Source organism: Phytopseudomonas seleniipraecipitans (assembly GCF_900102335.1).
GTDB lineage: Bacteria > Pseudomonadota > Gammaproteobacteria > Pseudomonadales > Pseudomonadaceae > Aquipseudomonas > Aquipseudomonas seleniipraecipitans.
In genome coordinates, this window is sequence record NZ_FNBM01000002.1 from 303,068 (window position 1) to 324,092 (window position 21,025).

The following is a 21,025-nucleotide window of genomic DNA, read 5'->3' on the forward strand; positions in this document are numbered from 1 at the left end:
TGCCCCGTGCAGAGCGGTTAGAATGGCCCCTTTCAGTAAGCCGTAGAGTCCAGACCATGCCCATCGCCCGCACCCTCGCGTTTTTCAGCCTGTTCAGCCTGGCCGCTGGCGCCTCTGCCAGCAGCTTTCTGGTGACTACCGACACTCTGGTCGATGCACTCGCAGGCACCATCGACACCACCTCCAACGCGACCTCTTCGGTGGTCGACAACAAGATCGTTCTGGCCGCCAAGGATGACGCCGCCAGCTTCGTCGCCAGCCAAGGCGCGCTGCGTGGTGTACACCTGGAAGCCGCGCTGCAGCATATCCGTGGCCGCATGCCCACGTTGCAAGCCGATGATGGCCAGCTGGCGCAGGCCATTCTGGCGCTTTAAACAGCGCATCATTGCCGGAACTGCGGCACCTGTTCCTCGTCCAACCAGCCATTCCAATCCCTTTCGGAGACTGTTCATGAAGCGTCCGTTGTTCGCCGCCGTCGCATCCCTTGCCCTGTTCGCCGGCGCCGTTCAGGCTCAGACCTTGGTAGCCACCAGCAATATCATCGTCCGCGCCCTCGACCGCACCATCGATTTCACCTCGGACACCACCACGTCGGTGCGCGACATGAAAGTGGTCATCGAGGCGCGTGATGACGCCGCCAGCTTCGTCGCCAGCCAGGGCGACATCCGCGGCGCCCAGCTGGAAGCCGCCTTTGGCGCGCTGCGCAGCCAACTGCCCGAAGCGCAGAATGCGTCCGATCAGGTATTGGCCGAAGCCATTCTCGCGCTGTGATCACCCTGCGTGGCTGTCTCCTGCTGCTGACCTTGCTGGTCAGCACGGCCAGTCACGCCCAGCTCCACCTCGCCCTGGATGACGGGCCGCTCAATGACTCGCAACGTCAGGCCAGCCAGGCGCTGCTTGATGAGGCCTTCGCAGCCTTGCCACCGCGCCTGCGCGAAGCCGTGGATCGCGACGTCACCGTGCGCTGGGTTCCGCTGCCCGAACAGATCTATGGCCGCGCTGGCCGCTTCAGTGGTGTCGAGCTCAATGCCAACCTGCTGCCCGGCCTTACCGACGGCAGTGCGGCAAAGGCCGCCACCGGCCGCCCGCACGGCACGGTGCGCCGCGAGCTGCTGGCCACCGTGCTCCATGAAGTCACACACCTTTATGATCGTGGCGCTTTCTGGGGCGCTGAGCAGCGCACGCTGCTGCGTGGCTGCCAGCGCCAGAACGGCAGCATGGGCGCAGTCGGTTTGCCAGCCGAATGCCGTGGCCAGACCGCGCGCCGCTTCACCCTCAGCGATGATCCCCGCCTGCTCGATCTGGCCGGCTGGCCGCAGCGCGTCGGCACCCGTGGTGAACGCGAGCTGCACAACGGCCAGGTGGCACGCAGCCCCGATATTTACGAGCTCAGCAACGCCCGCGAATTCGTCGCGGTGAACATGGAGTATTTTCTCCTCGACCCCGAATACGCCTGCCGCCGCCCTTCCCTGGCGCGCTTCTTCAGTGAGCATTTCGGCTGGTCACCGACCAACGCCACGCCATGTGACACGGGCTACGCCTACCTCAACGCGGGCCGCGATTTCGACAAGCAGGCGCTGGCCAATCTCGATCCCGAGCGGGTCTACGAAGTCGATTACCTGCTCGCCGAAGCCAATCAGAACATGGCCAGTCGCTGGGGCCACAGCATGTTGCGCCTGGTGATCTGTGCACCGGGCCGGCCACGCGGGCCCGATTGCCGCCTGGACCTCGACCAGCATCTGGTGCTGTCCTACCGTGCGTTCGTCGGTGACGTGCAGCTGTCGAGCTGGGATGGCCTCACCGGCGCCTACCCGTCACGCTTGTTCGTGCTGCCCCTGGCCCAGGTGATCGAGGAATACACCAAGGTCGAACTGCGCAGCCTGGCCTCGGTGCCACTGACATTGCCCCGCGATCGCCTCGAACAGCTGGTCGCCCGCGCCGTCGAGCAGCACTGGAGCTACGACGGCGACTACTTCTTCGTGTCCAACAACTGCGCGGTGGAAACCCTCAAGCTGCTGCGTAGCGGCACCGATCTGCCGCGCCTGCAGGACCTCGACAGCATCACCCCAATCGGCTTGCTGGAAGTGCTCGAAGCCCGCGGCCTGGCCGATGCCAGCATGCTCGAGGACGCCCGCGAAGCGCTGCGCCTGGGTTACCGCTTCGACTCGTTCCGTGACCGCTACCAGGCGATGTTCAAGGTGTTGCAACAGCGCTTGCCGATCCGCCAGCAGCGCGTCGAGGACTGGCTGGAGCAGCCATCCAGTGAACGCCGCCAGTGGTTCGAGAAAGCCGACCTGCGTGCCAGTGCTGCCATGCTGCTGCTCGAGCAGGCGGCCATGCGCCGGCAGTTGCTGCTCTCCCAGGACGAGCTCAAGCAGCGCTACCTGACCGGCCGCGCCGCCAAGGACCCGAACCTGAACAAGGCCGGCGATGCACTGGAACAGATTTTGGCCAACACCGGTTTCCTCAGCCGCCCGGCCGAATTGCTCGAAGGCGGCTACGGGCTGCCACAGCAGGCCGAATGGCAGCGCCTGGAAAGCGAAACGCGCAATCGGCAGCAGCAACTGAGCCTGCTCAGTGCTGACCTCGACGAGGAGGTACGGCGGCTATTGGAGCCTCAGCGCCTGGCCGAACTGGAAGCCAACGAGGAGAACCTCAAGCTGCTCGGCGCCCATCTACGCACGCTGCACAAGGCCAGCGGCGGCCTGCAGCTGTAGCAGCGGCGCCCCGCTCAGCGCAGGTCAGCCCGCGGTCGCGTACCCGTAATCAGGGAAACGTCACCACGGCGCTGAAGCCCTTCGGGCTGGCGTTGCTGAAGCCGATGGAGCCACCCAGGTGACCGGCGATCATACCGACGATGGCCAACCCCAACCCCGCCCCCTGAGGATTGCCGGCGCTATGGAACCGCTCGCCCAGGCGTGGCAGGCGGGCCTCCTCGACACCCGGCCCCTGATCGACAACCTGCAGCTGCACGCCCTGGCCGTCACGGCGCACCCGCACGCTCACCTCGCCGCCGGGGGTGGAAAAGGTCAACGCGTTGCTGACCAGGTTTTGCAGAAGGATCACGATTAGGCCGCGATCGCCCTGAATCACCGCGGTCTCGTCAGCGTCCAGGGCGAGGTCGATGCGTCGGTTCAGCGCCAGCGGCGCCAGGTCGGCCAGTTCTTCACGCACCACAGCGGTGAGGTCAAGGGGCTGCAGGCTTTGCGACGGCGTTTCGAGGCGGGCCATGGTCAACAGCTGGCTGGCGATGCGGGTGGCGCGATGCACGCCCTGCTGCAGGAAGGACAACGCTTCCTCGCGCTCCTGCACGCTGCCGGCCTGCAGCGCATTACGCACGTGAATATCCAGAATCGCCAGCGGCGTACGCAGCTCGTGGGCAGCATCGGCAAGAAAGCGCCGCTCCCGCTCCAGCAGGGCGCGCAACTGGCTCAGCACGTCATCCAGAGCCAGACGCATCGGCTCAAGCTCCGGCGGCAGCGGGCCGGCCGGCAAAGGCTCCAAGCTGTGTTCGGGGCGCTCGCGCAATTGCTGGGCCAGACGCTGCAGCGGTCGCAGGCCCCAGCCCAGCAGCAACCAGATGAACGCCGCCAGCAGCGGCAGGCAGACCAGGGTCGGCATCAGCGTGTGCTGGAGAATCTGATGGATCAGGTCCTGGCGCAGGTCTTCGCGCTCGCCGACCCAGATGCGCAATCCCTGCCCGGCGTCCTCCAGCAGCACCCCACACCATTCCTGCTCATTGAGAAAGAAATCGTGGATACCCGGCGCGGGCGGTGCTGCCAGCGCGGGCGCGTGTGCGGAGCGCACCAGCAGCGTGCCGTCTGCGCCCCACACCTGGAACGCCAGGTTGATTTCATAAGGGTGCGAGAAGATGCCATCGGCCGAGAGATCCAGGGCGTTATCCAACGCACGCCTGACGAACGGCCAGTCGATCGGCTGGCCGTCCGGCTGCTGCAGCATGCCTTGCAGCACCCGCGCCGCCTGCACCAGCTGGGCGTCATAGACCGCCTCGGTCTGCCGGTGGCTATCGCGCAGGGCAAGCAGCACCAGCGCCAGGCTGCCGGCCAGCACCAGGGCGATAGTCGGCGCAAGAATGCGCGTACGGATGGAAATCATGGCGTTCGCTCCACCAGGTAACCGACCCCGCGCACGGTGCGGATGAGGTCGCTGCATAATTTGCGCCGCAGGTTGTGAATCAGCACTTCCAGGGTGTTGCCCGGCCCGCTTTCCTGCCAACCGTAGAGGGCGTTGGCGAGCCGTTCACGGGTGACCACCACGCCCGGACGGATCAATAATTGATGCAGCAGCTGATATTCCATGGGCGTCATCGGCACGCTGCGGCCCTGATAGCGCACCTCCTGGGTAGCCGGATCGAGGCTCACCCCGGCGAACTCCAGCACCGGCTGCGCGCGCCCCTGGCTGCGCCGCAACAGGGCGCGGATACGCGCCTTCAGCTCTTCGGGATCGAAGGGTTTGACCAGGTAATCGTCGGCCCCCGCATCCAACCCCTGAATGCGGTCTTCCATGGCATCGCGGGCGGTTAACACCAGCACCGGCACGGCGTTTTCAGTGCGGGCGCGCAACTGGCGCAGCAGCGTCATGCCATCCAGGCGCGGCAGGCCAAGGTCGAGCAGCACCAGGTCGAACTGCTCGCTGCGCAGCGCATGGGCGGCTTCGACGCCGTCCTCCAGCCAGTCCAGCGTATAACCTTCGCCGCGCAGGGCGACGCGGATTCCGCGCGCCAAGGCGCGGTCATCTTCAACCAGCAGGACACGCACGCAACGCACCTCGTCAGAATGGCGGCAGCCATGATGCGCCGTCCGCAGCGCGATTTGCACGGACTGTTGTTACCGAGATTTGCCCATTAAGACTTTCCTAAGCTTCGCGTCGCAAGGTGAGGCTCACCATCACAGGAGAGTCCCACCATGCGCTACATCGCCCTTTTCGCCCTGATGCTCGGCAGCCCGCTGGCGCTGGCCAGCACCGAATGCACAACCGCCGACCGCTCGACTTGGCAGGACCCGGAGCAGTTTCAGGCTCAGTTGAAGGAGCAGGGTTACCAGATCAGCAAATTCAAGATCACCAAGGGTAACTGCTACGAGATCTACGGCTTCGACAAGGACAAGCGCAAGGTCGAGATCTACCACGATCCGGTGTCCGGCAAAGCGATCAAGACCGAGATCGAAGACTGATGAAACCGGCGACGATACGCCTCTGGGATCCGCTGATCCGGCTGTTCCATGTGTCGGTGGCCGGGGTCTTCGTCGCCAACTATTTCTTCACCGAGGAAGGTGACGACTGGCACACCTGGCTCGGTTACTATGCCTGCGCCTGGCTGGCGGCCCGCCTGATATGGGGCTTCGTCGGTACGCGCAGCGCCCGCTGGACGGATTTCTGGCCGACCCGTACGCGCTTGCAGGCGCACCTCGGCCTGGTGCTGAAAGGCCGTGCCTATCGCCGTCTCGGCCACTCGCCGCTGGGCGCGCTGGTCATGCTGCTGATGATGGCCGCCATCGCCACGCTTGGCATCAGCGGTTTTCTGATGCAGGAAGTGGATGCGTTGTGGGGTGTCGACTGGCCGCTGACCCTGCACGGCTGGGTCGCCGATGGCCTGGCGGCTCTGGTCGCCCTCCATGTGCTTGCCGCGCTGATTGAAAGTGTTCACCTGCGTGAAAACCTGCCGTTATCGATGATCACCGGCAAGCGCCGCGCGCCCTCCGAAGACCGCTGATACCTCAGGAAAACCCATGCTGCCCGTACGTGCGCGTTTTAGCTCGGGAGCGCTGCGCTCCTGGTTGTCGCTCGTGGCCCTGGCCACCCTCAGCTGTCTGCTGCTGCTCGCCGATGACTTTCTGCAGCAGCTGTTCACGCCCAACAACCATGCCGAACTAGAAGCCGGTTACGTCGCCGTGCTCTGGCTGTTCAGCCTCGGACTGTGGCTGAGCAACCTGCGCTGGCTGAGCCTGGGCATCCTGCTGCTGTTTGCGGTGATGCAATTGATGCAGCTGGCCAATATCAGCTTCTTTGGCGAACCGCTGACCGCCATTGACATCCAGTCGCTGCTCAACGACCCGGGCGAGGTGCGCGAGACCGCCGCCCACAGCCTGGCCGGGCATTGGCCGGTGCTGCTTTGCGTGGCCATCCCCTATGGCCTGCTGCTGGCCCTGCATTGGCGCCTGCCAGGGCGCGTCAGCCTGCCAGAAAGCCGCTGGGCGCTGGTGCTGATAGCGGTGGTGCTGCTCTCCAAGCCTTACCGCGCCACCTACCGCAACCTCGACTCCTTCGCTGCCAGCCCCAGCCGCAGCGCACTGCACAACAACCTCAACGTGTTCTCTGCCTGGGCCGTGCACCTGGCCTTCAAGCCGGAGGTCGAGCTGCCGCCGACTGCCTACGCCCCCTACGGACTGAGCCCGAGCCTGAGCGGGGCGAATCACGTCTGGCTGGTAGTCGCCGATTCGCTGCGCAGTGATCGCCTCGGCGTATTCGGCTACGGGCGCGACACCACGCCGAAGTTGGCCGCTTACCTGCGCGACAACCCCAGCGCCTTCGTACGCCCCGGCATCGCCGCCGGGGTGGCCACCGATGTCAGCCTGCCGTACCTGATCAACCCGATTCGTGAACCGGGCAAGGACGCCCTGCTGCGCACCGGCGACATCAACCTGTTCCGCTTCGCCAAGCAGGCGGGCTTTCGCACCCACTGGATTTCCTCCCAGGAATCCAAGCTGCTGGCCAACCTGGGCAGCCGCTACCTGGACGTGTCGATCACCCGGGAAGACCACCCGATGCAATTTCTCAAGCGCCAGGATCGTGCCCTGCTCGACGTGCTCGACAACCAACGCTGGGCCGAGCGCAACTTCGTGGTGCTCAACCTGCGCACCGCGCACCTGCCCTACGCGCAAAACTATCGCCATGAAGCCAAGCCCGCGCCCTGGGTCGACCAGGGGCCGAACGGGCAGAGCAACGCCTATGACAATTCGGTGCATTACCTCGACAGCCTGCTGGCCGAGGTGGTCGCCGATTTCGACCGACTGGAAGGCGAGCGCTACCTGATCATCACCGGCGATCACGGCCAGCGCCTCGGCGAAGGCGGCCACTGGGGCCACAACGACCTGGTACCGGAAGTCAGCGACGTGCCGGTGATCGTCATTGGCCGCGAGGCGCAGCCGGAAACGATGGCCAGCCTGTCGGCGGAACGCTGGATCAGCCACTACGAGGCCGGCAAATGGCTGGCCGCACGCCTGGGTACGCGTATCGACAACCCCAACCTGCGCCCCAACGAGCACTTCGTGCATGGTAAGCTGCTGTTCACCGACAACTTCATCCAGCGGGTCTGCGAAACGCCAGACGGCCTGATTCATCATCCGCCGCAGCAATTAAGCATGCTGCTCAAACAGCCCGAGGCCCGCTGCGAGGGCTGACCCGCACGTCGCAGGTGGCTTGCACCACCTGCGACGGCAACCCTCAGCCAACCGGCTTGCCCGCGGCACGCTCGCGGAAGGTCAGCAGGAAGGCCAGCAGCACGCCAGCCGAGAACACCGCCGGGAACAACCAGATGCTGAACCAGTCGTGAGCGCCCTGGATGGAGTAGTGGTCGGACACCATCCCGGCCACCCAGAAGCCGATCAGCATGCCGACACCGTAAGTGGCTAGGGTGATCAGCCCCTGCGCGGAGCTCTTGATGCTCTCGCCGGCCTTGCCGTCGGTGTAGATCTGCCCCGACACGAAGAAGAAGTCGTAGCACACGCCGTGCAGCACGATCCCCGCCACCAGAAAGGCCACCAGCTCACCGCTGTTGCCGTAGGCGAACAGCACATAGCGCAGCGCCCATGCCGCCATGCCCACCAGCAAGGTCACCTTGATCCCGAAGCGCTTGATGAACAGCGGTAACAGCAGCATGAACAACACTTCCGACACCTGGCCGAGGGTCATCATGCCGGTCGGGTTGGCGACGCCGATTTCGGTCAGGAAAAGATTGGCGTTCTGGTAATAGAAAGCCAGCGGAATGCAGATCAGGATGGACGCCAGGAAGAAGGTCGCAAAGCCGCGGTCCTTGAGCATCTGCAGGGCATCCAGGCCGAGCAGGCGCTTGATGCCAGTCTGCTGGCCGGGCACCGGTGGGGTGGCCGGCAGGCTGAAGCTGTACAGCCCGAGCAGCAGCGAGGCGATGGCGCAGAGCAGGAAGGTGTTGCGCAGCGCACCCTCAGCAATGGCTTGCTGGGCATCCCAGGCGAACACGAAGCTGATCACCAGACCGGCGACGATCCAACCCAGCGTGCCCCACACCCGCACCCTGGAAAACTGCGCCGCGGGGTCGCTCAACTGCCGGAACGCCACTGCGTTCACCAGCCCGAGCGTCGGCATGTACACCACCATGTAGCAGAGCACCAGCGGATAGAAAGTGGCGAAATCCTCGGCCCGGTAGAGCTGGTAGAGCAGCAACGCGCCGCCCAGGTGCAGCACCGCCAGCAACCGTTCGGCGTTGACGAAGCGGTCGGCGATCAGCCCGACCACGAAGGGCGCCAGAATCGCGCCCCACGACTGGGTCGCGTAGGCCATGCCGATCTGTCCGCCACTGGCCTCCAGGGTGCGCCCGAGAAAAGTGCCCAGGGTGACGAACCAGCCGCCCCAGATGAAGAACTGGAGAAACATCATCACGCCCAACCTGACAGTCAAAGTGCTCATGTTCTTATCCTTGTTGTTGTTCACGAGACAGCGTTAAAAATATTCAGTCCAAGCCCAGCAGCCCCCGGTTGCGCGAGGCGCTGGTGGTGACCCCGGCGAAATCGTCGAAGGCGCGTTCGGCGCGGGTGATCAGGTGGCGCTCGATGAAGCCGGCACCCTCGGCCGCACCCTGGGCCGAGTCCTTGAGGCAGCACTCCCACTCCAGCACCGCCCAGCCCTGGTAGCCGTATTGGGTGAGCTTGCTGAAAATCGCCTTGAAGTCGATCTGCCCATCGCCCAGGGAACGAAAACGCCCTGGCCGATCGACCCACGCCTGGTAGCCGCCATACACCCCGGAACGGGCATCGGCCCGGAACTCCGCATCCTTGACGTGGAACATGCGGATGCGCTGGTGGTAACGGTCGATGAAGCCCAGGTAGTCCATCTGCTGCAGCAGCATGTGGCTGGGGTCGTAGAGAATATGCGCGCGCGGATGATCACCAACCGCGGCGAGAAAGCGTTCGAAGGTGGCGCCGTCGTGCAGGTCTTCGCTGGGGTGCAGCTCGTAGCAGAGGTCGACACCCGCCTCATCGAAGGCATTGAGGATCGGCAGCCAGCGCCGCGCCAACTCGGCGAAACCCTCTTCCACCAGGCCCGCCGGGCGCTGCGGCCAGGGATAGAGATAGGGCCAGAGGAGCGCGCCAGAGAAGGTCGCGTGAGCCTCCAACCCCAGGCGCCGGCTAGCCTGGGCCGCCAGCTTTAACTGGTTGATGGCCCACTGAGTGCGCGCCTGCGGACGGCCCCTCAGGTGATCTGGGGCGAAGTCGTCGAATAGGCTGTCGAACGCCGGGTGCACGGCCACCAACTGGCCTTGCAGGTGCGTGGACAATTCGCTGATCGCGACGCCGGCCTCGGCACAGATACCCTTGAGTTCATCGCAATAGGTCTGGCTCTCCGCGGCGCGTTGCAAATCGATGCACTGCGGCCCCAGAGTCGGCAGCTGGATGCCGTTGTAGCCGAGCGAGGCCGCCCAGTTGGCCTGGTTCTTCAGGTTATCGAACGGTGCGTCGGCGGACAGGAATTGGGCAAGAAAAATGGCCGGCCCACGGATACCAGAAGTCATCGCTGCGCTCCTTCACTGGATGCCAATGCAGTCCACTTGGCCTCACTGGCGTGGCTGGCCAGCGCCGCTTCGATGAACGCCATGCCGCGCATACCCGTCTCGATACCGGGCAGTGCGGCCGCGGCGCTAGGCGAGCCAGCAATCGCCTGGGCAAAATCGCTGTAGAGATTGGCCATGGCCTCCAAATACCCCTCGGGGTGGCCGGCAGGTAGGCGAATGCGCTGCAGCGCCTCATCACACAGCCAGCTATGGTTGGCCCCGGCACGCAGCACGCGCATCGATTGGTCGAGTGAGCGATGAATCAGGCTGCTGGGCTCTTCCTGACGCCACTCCAGGCCGCCCTTGTCGCCATAGATGCGGATCGTCAGCGCATTCTCTTCACCGGCGCAGACCTGACTGGCAAGCAGCACACCGCTGGCACCCTGGTCTGTCAGGAACAGCATCGAGCAGTCGTCATCCAGCACACGGCCGGCCACGTGGGTGCCGAGGTGCGCGCAGAGGCGCTCGATACGCTGACCACTGACAAACTCGGCCAGGCTGAAGGCGTGAATGCCAATGTCGCCAATGCAACCGCCCTGCCCGGCCAGTTGCGGGTCGCCGCGCCAGGTCGCCTGCTTGTTGCCCTGGCCGGCGAGGTCGTCACTGAGCCAGCCCTGTGGGTATTCGACGTAGAGCTTGCGCACCCGGCCTATCTCGCCAGCCGCCACCATATGCCGCGCCTGCCAAACCATCGGATAACCCTGGTAGGTGTGAGCGAGGCCGTAACTCGCATCGACAGTACCCAGCAGCTGCGCCAGGTCGCGAGTCTCGGTGCTGCTCATGGCCGCTGGCTTCTCACAGAACACATGGATGCCGGCACGCAGGGCAGCGGCAGTGATGGGCGCATGCAGGTGGTTGGGCGTGACGATGGCCAGCAGGTTGATGCGCTGCTGCACATCGAGTTGCGACTCGCCCTCCAGCAACGCCTGCCAACTGGGGTAAACGCGTTGCGGCGCCAAGCCGCAGGCGCTGCCGGTTTCTTCATTACTGGCAGGGTCGCGGCTGAAGGCGCCAGCCACCAGGTCGACACCACCGGCCAGGGCGGCCGCCTGTCGATGGACCTGACCGATGAAGGCACCAGCGCCGCCACCGATCATTCCCAGCCTTACGCGTGAAGCAGGCATTGAAACCCTCCGTTTACGGTATTTCGGTAGTATTTTCTTTCATGTAACCGGTTACATTAAAATCTGTATAGACCCCGAACAGGCACTGGTCAAGCGCACAATGACGGCCGGGTTACGGTAATCTAGCGGCGATTTGGTGCTCAGCGCTGGCCAGAAAACAGAGGGTGCATGACCAATATTCGCAAGGTTGCCGCATTGGCCGGGGTCTCGGTTGCCACGGTGTCGCGCACCCTGAAAAGCCCGACTCAGGTCTCACCGGAAACCCGCGAGAAAGTGCTCGAGGCCGTGGAGCACGCCGGCTACAAACCCAACCTGATGGCCGTGCAATTTCGCTCCCAGCGCACCCGCAACCTGGTGGTGCTGGTGCCGGACATCGCCAACACCTTCTTCGCACAGGTCATTCGCGGCATTCAGGAAGCAGCCAGCGCGGCCGACTATCGGGTGCTGCTGTGCAACACCCTGGGTAACCCGGACACCGAGCGGCAATTTGCCGAGCTGGTGGACGCCAGGCAGGCCGACGGCGTGATTCAGCTGCGCGCCTTCGACCCGTTCGCCCGCGACGATCATCCGCCACTGGTGAACATCTGCGAGATCGTTGACGACGCGCCATGGCCCACTGTCAGCCTGAACAACCGTGGCGCGGCGCGCACCATGACCGACCACCTGCTGGCCCTGGGGCACCGTCGCATCGGCCTGATCCAGGGGCCGGCAGACAGCCCATTGACCCGCGAGCGTTTTGCCGGCTACCGCGAAGCCCTTGCCGCTGCGGCCATCGAGTTCGATCCCGGCCTGGTGCAGTACGGCCGCTACGACTGCCCGTCCGGGCATGCGGCGACGGCGCAGCTGCTTGCCAACGACCAGCGCCCGACAGCGATTTTCTGCGAGAACGACGAGATGGCCATAGGCGCCATTCAGTGCATTCGCCAGGCTGGCCTGCGGGTTCCCGACGACATCTCGGTCGCCGGCTTCGACGATATTTCCTTCGCTGCCTTCTGCGATCCACCGCTGACCACCATTGCCCAACCGGCCGCAGCCTTCGGCCAGCACGCGGTGGCGATGTTGCTGGCGCAGCTCGACGGCAGGCGCCTTGCCGAGCATCACCTGATCCTGCCTTTCGAACTGGTCGTGCGGGCGAGCACGGCGGCTAATTCCAGGCCAGCTTAGTCAGTACCGGGCAACCGGACTCGCGCCCCATGCGCCGGGGAAAAATCCAGACGCCTTGTGCAAGGCCAAACGAAGCCAGGCGGCAGACTTCACTTTTCTCAAGGCAAAAAAACCGCCTCATGAAGAGGCGGAACCAAAAGATGATGAACCGGAGAGCACCGACTGGCTAGCAAGCCAGTGGTTATGAATTCATCGCCAAGAATGGTATCGACAAAAGCGCCTGCAGCCGCATCATTTGCGTCGATAGTGATAATCGCTCTATCACCCTAGCCGTCAGCCAGTACGACGAATTCACTGCGGAACGCGTTGACGGCGCTCAGGTTTCCACGCCCTCTTTCTCAAGCTCCCTATCCCGTTCACGCTCATCGCGCTGCGCCTCGTCCTCGGGTTGGCCCAGCAACTCGCTGGTGGACTTCTGCGCTTTATCGATCTGCTCGTTGAATGCCTTGGCAGTATCGCTGACCGCTTCTCGTGCCAGTTGCTGCACCGCCTGCTCGGCCTTTTCGGTGAGTTTCTGCGCGGACTCTTCAGCGGCGTCGCAACCCGCGAGGGTCAAGCCAATGATGGCGATCAAGCTCCAGGCCGATAGCAATGATGATTTCATGAGATTACTCCAGCAATGTTCGAGGCCCCGGCACGCCGGGGCATGAGTGATTAGTGGCGGCTGGCTTCAGCATCGATAACCGGCGGGTCGTTGCGGGTTTTCCACAGCGAGAGCAGCACGCCACCGATCAGCAGGCCGAGCGTCACGCTCAGGGAAATCACTGGCGGGGTCTTGCCGATGATGCCGACCAGGAAGATCTTGCCGCCGATGAACACCAGCACCAGGGCCAGCGCGTATTTGAGGTACGCAAAGCGATGGATCATCGCCGCCAGGGCGAAGTACAACGCACGCAGGCCGAGGATCGCGAAGATGTTCGAGGTGTAAACGATGAACGGGTCCTGGGTGATGGCGAAAATCGCCGGCACGCTATCGATCGCGAACACCAGGTCGGCACACTCGATCAGCACCAACGCCAGGAACAGCGGCGTGGCCCAACGCACCATGCGACCCTGTTCGTCCGGCTGACGCACGAAAAAGCGGCCCTCGTGCAAGCGGTCGGTAACACGCATGCGCTTGCGCACGAACTTGATCAGCTTGTTCTCGGACAGATCTGGGTGGTCGTCAACCTTGCTGAACAGCATCTTCACGCCGGTCAGCAGCAGGAAGGCACCGAACACGTAGAGAATCCAGCTGAACTCGGCGATCAGTGCCGCACCCAGGCCGATCATGATCGCGCGCAGCACGATCACCCCGAGAATGCCCCAGAACAGTACTTCGTGCTGGTACTTACGCGGGATGGCCAGGAAGCTGAAGATCATCGCCATGAGGAACACGTTGTCCATGGACAACGACTTCTCGATCAGAAAGCCGGTGTAGAAATCCATACCGGCAGTGTCGCCTTTGACCTGCCACACCCACAGGCCGAACAGCAGGCCCGCGGTGATGTAGCCGCCGGACAGCAGCAGGCTTTCCTTGACGCCGATTTCGCGGTGCTCACGGTGAAGCACCCCGAGGTCGAAGACCAGCAGGCTGATGACGATAGTGATGAAGACGAGCCACAACCAGGTGGCGGTGCCGAGGAACTCGGCCATGAAGAACGGTTCTAGGGTGCTCATAAGCCCCTCCTAAGTCAGAGTTGTACAAACTGCAACTCCGACATGGCAGCTGGGTAGCTGTCAGAGGGGCCCGGCGTCGCGGCGCCAATTTAGCAGGCGCCACGCGCAGCTCAATGGTCTCCTGGTTGCAAAGTATTTCAGCGGGAGGCGCATTTGCCTTTCACCTGCTATGGCGGCGGAGCGGGCAGCAGCACTGCGGCTTTAGGCCGCAGGCAGCGGAGCTTGGAACGCCGTGGCGGCTATAGGCGATCACCGTGCACGTCGACCAGGCCACGCAGCCGCTGCAGGTCTTCGAGGGTATCGATGTCCGTGAGAATGCCAGCATCGTCGACCTTCAGTTGCAGCACGCGACCCTCGGCCTGGTGGCGCCGAACCACCGACACCGCGCCAGCTTCGCCGCTAAGTGCCGCCAGTTCCTCGAAGCAGACCCGGCCAAAGCCGACCGGGTGGCCCTTGCGGCCCTCGAAGACCGGCACCACCACCGGATTGTGCGCCAGAGCCGCCGCCACGCGGCTGATGCTCTCGCCACTTACCAGCGGCAGATCGCCCGGCAGCACCAGCCAGCCGGACGCAGCTGGGGTGGCGCGCACGCCTTCGGCAATCGAGTCGCTCATGCCGTCACCGCAGGCGCGGTGCACCACATGCACAGCCAGCCCCGAACGCTCCACTGCGGCGAGCACATGGGTGAGCACCGGCTTGCCGTACAAGTCGGCCTGCAGTTTGCTACCGGTGCCGCCAGAGGCCCGAAAGCGCGTGCCGCGCCCGGCCGCCAGGACAATCACCACCGGCATTGCCGACGGCACGCTAGAGCTCGCTCCGCGCGATGCCATTGGCGGCCCGCAGCACGTCGGCCATCGTCGCCAGGGCGATTTCCGCCGGTGACTTGCTGCCCAGCTGCAAGCCGATCGGCGCATGGATGCGCGCCATGTCATCCGCCTGCAAGCCACCCAGGCGCGCCAGGCGCTCCAGACGTTTGGCGCTGGTGCGCTGTGAGCCCATGGCGCCTATGTAGAACGCCTCGGTACGCACCGCTTCGATCAGCGTCAGGTCGTCCATGCGCGGGTCGTGCGTCAGCGCCAGAATCGCCGTGGCACGGTGGGCGCCCTGCTCGGCGATGAAACGCGCCGGCAGCAGTTCCAGCACCTGCATGCCCGGCACATCCACCTCGGCGACCACCTCGGGTCGCGGATCGCAGAGGATCACTTCGTAACCGAGCGACAGAGCGAAGCTGGCGCAGAACTCGGCGACTGGTGACCAGCCGGCAAGAATCACCCGCAACACGGCACCGACTCGTATCGACACGCACTCTTCGCCGCGCTGGATCTTTGCGTCGACCATGCTGCCGGGCCGGCATTCGGCGCCGCCAGCGCCAAGCGGCACGTCGCGGACAAGCAGCTCGCCTCCGCCCAAGGCCTGCTCGACCTGGCGCAGCATCGCCTCGGCGCCATTACCCGGAGGGATATATTCGACCAGCACATCGAGCACCCCGCCGCAGGGTAACGCTCGGGTCGGTGTAAGACCGCCTTCGCCATAACGCACCAGCTGATTGCGCGTGGCGAACGAGCCGCTTACCACACGTTCAAGAAAATCCTCCTCCACGCAACCGCCGGACAGCGAACCGCAGAACGCGCCACTGGGCAGCGCCACCAGCATCGCCCCCGGCGCACGGGGCGCCGAGCCGAAGGTCGACAGCACGGTGCACAACCACACCGGCTGCCCCTGCGCCAACCATGTCAGGGCCTGCTGGATCACCTGCAGGTCAAGTTGCTTCATTCACACCACCTCGTCCCATCAACCCACGCAAGGCAGGCCGCCGACTGGCAGCCTGCTACTGGAAGCCCCTAGCGAGCGGCCATCAATTTTTCCTTGGTGATGGGCAAGCTGCGCACTCGCCGCCCGGTGGCGTGGTAAACGGCATTGGCAACCGCCGCAGCCAACCCGGTCACGCCGATTTCGCCGATGCCACGGGCACCGAACTCACCGAGTTGGTAATCGGGGTAGTCGAGCAACAACACGTCGATGTCCGGTTGATCGCCATGCACCGGCACCATGTATTCGGCGAAGTTGTTGTTCACCGGCAGGCCGTCGCGCGGGTCGTGTTCGGCGGCCTCGAACAGCGACATACCGATGCCCATGATGATCGCGCCTTCGACCTGGTTGCGCGCCGCCAGCGGGTTGACCACCTTACCCACGTCGATCGCACTCACCACACGCGACACACGCAGGTGCGAGATGCCTGGGTCCCAGCGCACTTCGACGAAGTGCACACCAAACGAGCGGAACGAGTACTTGTCGTTCTGCGAGCCGCCGCTGTGGTAAGTGGCCTCGGCACGCGACAAGCGCTGCCGGGTGAGTACATCAGCGAAGCTGGCGCTCACATCACCCTTGCGCAGTTGCCCGTTTTCGCCCAGTTCGAGGCTCTGCGGGTCGCCCCCGGCGAACGGGCCGTTGTTCATCACCGCATACTCGCGCAGCGTATCCAGCGCCTGGCGAGTTGCACCCGCGACGGCTGGCATCATGCTAGCCGTCACCCAGGAGCCGCCGGACAGCGCGCCGGGAGGAAACGACGAATTGCCCAGCTGCACCTCGACGCGCTCCATCGGCAGGCCGGTCAGTTCGCTGACCGTTTGCGCGATGACCGTGTAGGTGCCGGTGCCGATGTCCTGCAAACCGCATTGCACCAGCGCACTGCCATCGCTGCGCAGGATCACCCGCGCGTCGGTGGCCACCTGGAAGGCTTCCCAGTTGCAGGCGCCTATGCCGTAACCGATTACCTCGTCACCGTCACGCATGGCGCCGACCGCCGGATTGCGCTGATGCCAGCCGAAGCGCTCGGCGGCTTTCTCTATCGCTTCGGGCAAATGGTTGCTGGACCATGGCAGGTCGAGGCTTTCGTCCTTGCTGGCGAGGTTCACCTGGCGGAAGACCAGCGGATCGACGCCACTGGCCAGGGCCATTTCATCGATGGCCGACTCCAGCGCAAACAGTCCGGGCGCTGCTCCGGGCGCGCGCATCGATGTTGGCGTGCCGCGGTTGACCGGGCTCATGTTATGGCTGACCAGGACATTCGGGCACGAATACAGGCTCTGGGTCACCGCACCGCAGGTCTCGGTGTAGTTATCCAACGTCGAGGTGCTGTTGTACGACTCATGACGAAGGGACACCAGCTTACCCTGCGCATCGGTGGCCAGGCGCAGGCGCTGACGGGTTTCCGGGCGATGGCCGACGGTGGTGAACATCTGCTCGCGAGGCACCACCAACTGCACCGGGCGCTGAGTGACGCGAGCAGCGGCGCAGGCGGCAATCGAATGTGGCCAGGGCCAGAGTTTGCCGCCGAAACCAGAGCCGATATAGGGCGCGAGCACCTCGACTTGATCGGGTGACAAGTCGAAAACCTTGGCCAGCACATTGCGGTGGTTGACCACGCCCTGGCTGCTCTCGTAAACGAACAGCCGGCCGTCGCGCCAGTGTGCGGTGGTGGCGTGCATCTCCATCGGGTTATGGGTTTCTACCGGCGTCGTATAGGTCACATCAATGCGGTGCGCGCCCTGTTGAAACGCTGGCTCGGGCTCACCCCGCTCGTGACCACCACCACCTGCCCGCGCACCGCGTGTCCGCAGCGCTTCCTGCAGGCTCTTGATGGCCTCCTCGGCCTGGTAATCGACACGCACCCGATACGCTGCCGCCCTCGCCTGCTCGAAGGTTTTCGCCACTACCAGGGCGACGAACTGCCCCGGGTAGTAGACGCGATCATCTTCGAAGGGAAGTCGATGTTCATCCACCTTGCTGGCGGCGAGGATGTTCTGCAGCAGGTTCTTGTTGCCGCTCGGCGTGCGATGCAGGCGCGGGAAATTGCCGTGATGGAGGATCTCGACGACGCCTGGCATACGCCGCGCCTCATCTTCGTGAATGGCCACGACCCGCCCGCTGGCAATGGTGCTGTAAACGCCGTAGGCATAGAGCTGGCCATCGAGATGATGATCGGCAGCATACAGCGCCGCACCGCTGACCTTCTGGCGGCCTTCGACGCGCCGATGAGGGACGCCAATGATCTTATCGCTCATGAAGAAAGCTCCTGGGCCGTCAGGTCGCGAAGGTTGCGTGCAACCACCTGCTGACCCAGTGGGATTTTGAAGGCGTTGTGCTCATAGCCGCGCGCGCCCTTGAGTGCCAGCTCAGCAACGCGGGCAAAGATTTTCGGCGTTGCCCGTTGGCCGATCAGCGCCTGCTCGGCCTCCCGGGCGCGCCACGGCTTGCTGGCCACACCGCCAAGGGCGATGCGTGCGTCGGCGATGCGCTGCCCGTCGAGCACCAGGATGATCGCGCTGGAAGCCAGGGCGAACTGGTAGGAAGCGCGGTCGCGCAGCTTGAGGTAGGCAGAGCGACTGCCGGCCAGCGGCGCGTCGAGGGTCACGTGGGTAATCAGCTCGCCGCGCTCCAGCGCATGCTCGCGCCATGGCGTGTCGCCGGGCAACAGGTGGAAGTCGGCGAACGGAATTTCGCGCTCGCCAGCAACGCCTCGTACCGTCACCTGTGCGCCGATAGCGGCCATCGCCACACACATGTCCGACGGATGCGTGGCAATGCACTGATCGCTGGTGCCCAGCACCGCGTGCACGCTACGGTTCAGCCCGCCGATGGCCGCGCAGCCGGAGCCCGGCTCACGCTTGTTGCAGGCGGAGGCGCCATCACGAAAATAATTGCAGCGCACCCGCTGCATGAGGTTACCGGCGGTAGTGGCCTTGTTGCGCAGTTGCGTGGACGCACCGGCAAGAATCGCCTCGGCCAACACCGGGTAGTGCTCGCGCACCAGGGGGTGATTGGCCAGTTCAGTATTGCTGACCAGCGCGCCGACCCGCAGCCGGCCATCAGCCAGGCGCTCGACCTGCTTCAACGGCAGGTGATTGATGTCGACGATTTGCTCGGGCTGCATCACGTCGAGCTTGACCAGATCTAGCAGCGTGGTGCCGCCGGCCAGGTAGGCGCGTGGCGCGTCGCCGCTCATCGAGCCAACGGCGTGTGCGGGCGACTCGGCACGCACGAAAGTAAACGTACGCATCAGACCGTCCCTCCCATCTTCGAACGCGCGGATTGCACCGCGCTGAGGATGTTCTTGTAGGCGCCGCAGCGACAGATGTTGCCGCTCATGGCTTCGCGCACGCTGGCGTCATCACTGGGGATGTTCGGGTCCTTGAGAATTGCCACGGCGCTCATGATCTGCCCGGATGTGCAGTAGCCGCACTGGTAGGCATCGTGTTCCCAGAAGGCTTCCTGCACCGGGTGCAGCGTGCCGCCCTGGGCGAGGCCTTCGATGGTGGTGATGCTGTCGCCGTCGTGCTGCACGGCCAGCGACAGGCAGCTGTTGATCGCCACGTCATTGACCAACAGCGTACACGCGCCGCACTGCCCGTAATCGCAGCCCTTCTTGGTACCGGTCAGTTGCAGCCGGTCACGCAGCACGTCGAGCAGAATGGCATTGGCCGGCACGTTCAGCGTGTGTACCTGCCCATTCACGGTCAGGCGGATACGCTGCTCGCCGACGCCGGGCGCGGAGCTGTCCACCACCGGCGCAGCCTGCTGGACGGCCGCTAGCGCGCTATCAGGCAGCAGGCCGGACAGCGCGCTGGCAGCGATACCCGAGGCGCCGAACTTGAGGAAGCTGCGGCGCGTCGGCATCACTGCCAACGCAGACGGGTCCACTTCCACCACCGGACCTGGCCCGGTTTTCTGGTCTTTCATCACGGTCACCTCTAGGTCGCTCATGTTGGCAGCCGCCCGGTCCGGGAAGCCGCCACGACTCATTTCGTTTTAATGGCACTGCGCAAGGCATTGAGCTTGGTAGCTGCGGCTATCGCTTCGGTTCAGTGTTTTTCGGAAGCGCGCACGGGCCTGCGCTCCTCGACCAATCAGTCCTGGGCTGCCTACCTGACTGGATGAGAAAACGAGCCTTAAGCCCAAACAATTGCCTCGTCGCGAATGCCGGCAACCATTGACGCTAGCAGCTGCGCTCGCGGCTGTTTAGCCATTGAATTCTACAAGGCGTGATGAACGAGGCTCATCAATCGAAAATTGGCCAGTGGCGGCCGTTGCACCTGCGGGGATGCAGCTGCCGATAACAGAGGCGCTGCCGCGTATCGAGCGGCCCGCCACCCGCATTTTCGTGAGCAAACTTGCCTATTCATGGAAACAGACGCTGCGAGCCACTCACCATCGCCATGACGATTAACAGGCGAGCGGCGGAGTAATAGGCAATAAAAAAATTGTCATCGGCGCTTAAAAAGCGTCCTGGTGAGCTATCAGCCAGGCAATCGAACGAGAACAGCTATTGAGGGATCGGACCGGGGCCGCAACGCATCCGCCGCAGGCCCTGGTCGATGCGGCCTAGACGAAGGCTTGACGGGCCGCGCCACGTGGCAAGCGATTACGGCCTGGCAATTGCGCCAATTTGTGCTGCCACGCCGCCCGGACGCTGACCGCTGCCTTCGGCTCGGTTTGCTTGGTCGCGGTCTTCGCAGCACGGGCAGCCGCGCGCAGCTCAGCAAGGCTTGGCGTGCGGTTGACCGCCTCGGCAGGGGCAGCCTCCTTCTCCAGCGAACGCAGGCACAGCTTGCAGGAAACCTGCGTCTGATCCTCGGTAACGCTCAGGCTCGAACCGGTGCGGCCACAGGCGACCGTGTTCTGGGAAGGCGAGTAGTGAATGGCCAACGTGACATCTCCAGCTGTAAAACGGGGCGGCGATTTTACATACCTGCCGACGTTTCTGCGCTGTCACATGATGCGCTCCGTAGTGCGGCCGATAACAGCGGCCGGCAAGCGGCTCGCTCAGGCCTGCTTGGCACCGGGCAAAGGAGGTTGCGGGGTCATTGCCGAGCACATGTCGAGCAACTGGGTGACCGTCCACGGCTTGGGAATCACCGCGACATTGAGGCCCTCGAAATCGTTGGTGCCCTCCAGAAAGCCGGAGGAGATGATGATCGGCAGATCCGGGAAGCGATCGCGGATCAGGTGGGCGAGGAAAATACCGTCGATATCGCCGGGCATGCTGAAATCGGTCAGCACCATCTGCACCTGACCATCACAGCTGGCAAGGAACTCCCAGGCATCATCGGCGCAAGGAAACGCCTTTACCTGGTGGCCTTGTTCTTCGAAGATTTCCACGAGGAGCTCTCTGATGGAGCGTTCGTCTTCGGCTATGACTATCAGTGGCATCGCATTGATCCAGCAGTGGGGTCACGCTCTGACCCGCCGCCCTGGG

21 protein-coding genes are annotated in these 21,025 nt (G+C 64.1%); 7 read left to right on the plus strand and 14 right to left on the minus strand.

Features of this window, described 5'->3' with window-relative positions; genetic code table 11:
* Nucleotides 1-56 precede the first annotated feature (56 nt).
* The 3 genes from BLS60_RS06230 (at nt 57) to BLS60_RS06240 (ending at nt 2,717) form a co-directional block, all read left to right on the plus strand.
* Complete coding sequence (locus BLS60_RS06230) at nt 57-374, plus strand: DUF2388 domain-containing protein (protein ID WP_070882182.1); 318 nt, start codon at nt 57-59, stop codon at nt 372-374.
* Nucleotides 375-450: 76 nt separating this feature from the next.
* Nucleotides 451-771 (plus strand): DUF2388 domain-containing protein, encoded by a 321-nt coding sequence (locus tag BLS60_RS06235; RefSeq protein WP_070882181.1) that lies wholly within the window; start codon nt 451-453, stop codon nt 769-771.
* On the plus strand, nt 768-2,717 hold the full coding sequence (locus BLS60_RS06240) for a DUF7844 domain-containing protein (protein ID WP_092365959.1): 1,950 nt from the start codon (nt 768-770) through the stop codon (nt 2,715-2,717). The genes BLS60_RS06235 and BLS60_RS06240 overlap by 4 nt, the downstream gene beginning before the upstream one ends.
* A 49-nt stretch (nt 2,718-2,766) precedes the next feature.
* Here BLS60_RS06240 and BLS60_RS06245 read toward each other — a convergent pair whose 3' ends face one another.
* Both BLS60_RS06245 and BLS60_RS06250 read right to left on the minus strand, forming a co-directional pair.
* Complete coding sequence (locus BLS60_RS06245; protein WP_092365962.1) at nt 2,767-4,116, minus strand: ATP-binding protein; 1,350 nt, start codon at nt 4,114-4,116, stop codon at nt 2,767-2,769.
* Nucleotides 4,113-4,778 carry a response regulator gene (locus BLS60_RS06250; protein ID WP_070882330.1) on the minus strand — a complete coding sequence of 222 codons (666 nt, stop codon included), beginning with the start codon at nt 4,776-4,778 and terminating at the stop codon, nt 4,113-4,115. The genes BLS60_RS06245 and BLS60_RS06250 overlap by 4 nt, the downstream gene beginning before the upstream one ends.
* Nucleotides 4,779-4,925: 147 nt before the next feature.
* Between BLS60_RS06250 and BLS60_RS06255 the strand changes: the two genes are divergently transcribed.
* From BLS60_RS06255 to BLS60_RS06265, 3 genes are read left to right on the plus strand one after another with little or no spacing between them, the layout of a single operon-like run.
* Nucleotides 4,926-5,192, plus strand: coding sequence for a PepSY domain-containing protein (locus BLS60_RS06255; protein ID WP_092365965.1), 267 nt, complete (start codon nt 4,926-4,928; stop codon nt 5,190-5,192).
* Nucleotides 5,192-5,731, plus strand: a complete 540-nt coding sequence (locus BLS60_RS06260) for a cytochrome b/b6 domain-containing protein (RefSeq protein ID WP_070882177.1) — start codon at nt 5,192-5,194, stop codon at nt 5,729-5,731. Before BLS60_RS06255 ends, BLS60_RS06260 begins: the two co-directional genes overlap by 1 nt.
* A 16-nt stretch (nt 5,732-5,747) precedes the next feature.
* Entirely contained in the window at nt 5,748-7,418 is a 1,671-nt protein-coding gene (locus BLS60_RS06265) for a phosphoethanolamine transferase (RefSeq protein ID WP_092365968.1), read from the plus strand.
* A 43-nt stretch (nt 7,419-7,461) separates the two neighbouring features.
* Here the strand turns inward: BLS60_RS06265 and BLS60_RS06270 are convergent, their stop codons facing one another.
* From BLS60_RS06270 to BLS60_RS06280, 3 genes are read right to left on the minus strand one after another with little or no spacing between them, the layout of a single operon-like run.
* Nucleotides 7,462-8,682 (minus strand): nucleoside permease, encoded by a 1,221-nt coding sequence (locus BLS60_RS06270; RefSeq protein ID WP_092365971.1) that lies wholly within the window; start codon nt 8,680-8,682, stop codon nt 7,462-7,464.
* A gap of 43 nt (nt 8,683-8,725) precedes the next feature.
* Nucleotides 8,726-9,784, minus strand: coding sequence for a sugar phosphate isomerase/epimerase family protein (locus tag BLS60_RS06275; RefSeq protein ID WP_092365974.1), 1,059 nt, complete (start codon nt 9,782-9,784; stop codon nt 8,726-8,728).
* Nucleotides 9,781-10,947 (minus strand): Gfo/Idh/MocA family protein, encoded by a 1,167-nt coding sequence (locus tag BLS60_RS06280; RefSeq protein ID WP_244153370.1) that lies wholly within the window; start codon nt 10,945-10,947, stop codon nt 9,781-9,783. Before BLS60_RS06280 ends, BLS60_RS06275 begins: the two co-directional genes overlap by 4 nt.
* Nucleotides 10,948-11,115: 168 nt before the next feature.
* Here BLS60_RS06280 and BLS60_RS06285 point away from each other — a divergent pair, with 168 nt between their 5' ends.
* Nucleotides 11,116-12,111: a LacI family DNA-binding transcriptional regulator gene (locus BLS60_RS06285; protein WP_092365979.1), complete on the plus strand. Its 996-nt coding sequence runs from the start codon at nt 11,116-11,118 to the stop codon at nt 12,109-12,111.
* Nucleotides 12,112-12,427: 316 nt separating this feature from the next.
* On the opposite strand, the gene BLS60_RS06290 is transcribed toward BLS60_RS06285, so the two are convergent.
* From BLS60_RS06290 to BLS60_RS06330, 9 genes are all read right to left on the minus strand, one after another.
* The gene (locus BLS60_RS06290; RefSeq protein WP_070882171.1) at nt 12,428-12,715 is read right to left on the minus strand and encodes a hypothetical protein; all 288 of its coding nucleotides are present in this window, start codon (nt 12,713-12,715) and stop codon (nt 12,428-12,430) included.
* Nucleotides 12,716-12,765: 50 nt separating this feature from the next.
* Nucleotides 12,766-13,770 (minus strand): TerC family protein, encoded by a 1,005-nt coding sequence (locus tag BLS60_RS06295; RefSeq protein ID WP_092365982.1) that lies wholly within the window; start codon nt 13,768-13,770, stop codon nt 12,766-12,768.
* Between the two features lie 239 nt (nt 13,771-14,009).
* On the minus strand, nt 14,010-14,573 hold the full coding sequence (locus tag BLS60_RS06300) for a nucleotidyltransferase family protein (RefSeq protein ID WP_092365985.1): 564 nt from the start codon (nt 14,571-14,573) through the stop codon (nt 14,010-14,012).
* Between the two features lies 1 nt (nt 14,574).
* On the minus strand, nt 14,575-15,543 hold the full coding sequence (locus BLS60_RS06305; RefSeq protein ID WP_092365988.1) for an XdhC family protein: 969 nt from the start codon (nt 15,541-15,543) through the stop codon (nt 14,575-14,577).
* 68 nt (nt 15,544-15,611) lie between these two features.
* Entirely contained in the window at nt 15,612-17,834 is a 2,223-nt protein-coding gene (locus BLS60_RS06310; RefSeq protein ID WP_092365991.1) for a xanthine dehydrogenase family protein molybdopterin-binding subunit, read from the minus strand.
* Nucleotides 17,831-18,829: an FAD binding domain-containing protein gene (locus BLS60_RS06315; RefSeq protein WP_092365994.1), complete on the minus strand. Its 999-nt coding sequence runs from the start codon at nt 18,827-18,829 to the stop codon at nt 17,831-17,833. The genes BLS60_RS06310 and BLS60_RS06315 overlap by 4 nt, the downstream gene beginning before the upstream one ends.
* On the minus strand, nt 18,829-19,509 hold the full coding sequence (locus BLS60_RS06320) for a (2Fe-2S)-binding protein (RefSeq protein WP_070882329.1): 681 nt from the start codon (nt 19,507-19,509) through the stop codon (nt 18,829-18,831). The genes BLS60_RS06315 and BLS60_RS06320 overlap by 1 nt, the downstream gene beginning before the upstream one ends.
* 642 nt (nt 19,510-20,151) lie before the next feature.
* Nucleotides 20,152-20,475, minus strand: coding sequence for a hypothetical protein (locus BLS60_RS06325; RefSeq protein ID WP_092365997.1), 324 nt, complete (start codon nt 20,473-20,475; stop codon nt 20,152-20,154).
* Between the two features lie 117 nt (nt 20,476-20,592).
* Nucleotides 20,593-20,979 carry a response regulator gene (locus BLS60_RS06330; RefSeq protein WP_092366000.1) on the minus strand — a complete coding sequence of 129 codons (387 nt, stop codon included), beginning with the start codon at nt 20,977-20,979 and terminating at the stop codon, nt 20,593-20,595.
* Nucleotides 20,980-21,025: the final 46 nt, after the last annotated feature.

Bases quoted from the DNA above. Each gene is read 5' to 3' on its own strand.
- BLS60_RS06255 (WP_092365965.1), top strand. From the start codon at position 4,926: ATGCGCTACATCGCCCTTTTCGCCCTGATGCTCGGCAGCCCGCTGGCG.
- BLS60_RS06230 (WP_070882182.1), top strand. From the start codon at position 57: ATGCCCATCGCCCGCACCCTCGCGTTTTTCAGCCTGTTCAGCCTGGCC.
- BLS60_RS06320 (WP_070882329.1), bottom strand. From the start codon at position 19,509: ATGAAAGACCAGAAAACCGGGCCAGGTCCGGTGGTGGAAGTGGACCCG.
- BLS60_RS06315 (WP_092365994.1), bottom strand. From the start codon at position 18,829: ATGCGTACGTTTACTTTCGTGCGTGCCGAGTCGCCCGCACACGCCGTT.
- BLS60_RS06290 (WP_070882171.1), bottom strand. From the start codon at position 12,715: ATGAAATCATCATTGCTATCGGCCTGGAGCTTGATCGCCATCATTGGC.
- BLS60_RS06245 (WP_092365962.1), bottom strand. From the start codon at position 4,116: ATGATTTCCATCCGTACGCGCATTCTTGCGCCGACTATCGCCCTGGTG.
- BLS60_RS06275 (WP_092365974.1), bottom strand. From the start codon at position 9,784: ATGACTTCTGGTATCCGTGGGCCGGCCATTTTTCTTGCCCAATTCCTG.
- BLS60_RS06270 (WP_092365971.1), bottom strand. From the start codon at position 8,682: ATGAGCACTTTGACTGTCAGGTTGGGCGTGATGATGTTTCTCCAGTTC.
- BLS60_RS06260 (WP_070882177.1), top strand. From the start codon at position 5,192: ATGAAACCGGCGACGATACGCCTCTGGGATCCGCTGATCCGGCTGTTC.
- BLS60_RS06235 (WP_070882181.1), top strand. From the start codon at position 451: ATGAAGCGTCCGTTGTTCGCCGCCGTCGCATCCCTTGCCCTGTTCGCC.
- BLS60_RS06285 (WP_092365979.1), top strand. From the start codon at position 11,116: ATGACCAATATTCGCAAGGTTGCCGCATTGGCCGGGGTCTCGGTTGCC.
- BLS60_RS06295 (WP_092365982.1), bottom strand. From the start codon at position 13,770: ATGAGCACCCTAGAACCGTTCTTCATGGCCGAGTTCCTCGGCACCGCC.
- BLS60_RS06265 (WP_092365968.1), top strand. From the start codon at position 5,748: ATGCTGCCCGTACGTGCGCGTTTTAGCTCGGGAGCGCTGCGCTCCTGG.
- BLS60_RS06280 (WP_244153370.1), bottom strand. From the start codon at position 10,947: ATGCCTGCTTCACGCGTAAGGCTGGGAATGATCGGTGGCGGCGCTGGT.
- BLS60_RS06330 (WP_092366000.1), bottom strand. From the start codon at position 20,979: ATGCCACTGATAGTCATAGCCGAAGACGAACGCTCCATCAGAGAGCTC.
- BLS60_RS06310 (WP_092365991.1), bottom strand. From the start codon at position 17,834: ATGAGCGATAAGATCATTGGCGTCCCTCATCGGCGCGTCGAAGGCCGC.
- BLS60_RS06305 (WP_092365988.1), bottom strand. From the start codon at position 15,543: ATGAAGCAACTTGACCTGCAGGTGATCCAGCAGGCCCTGACATGGTTG.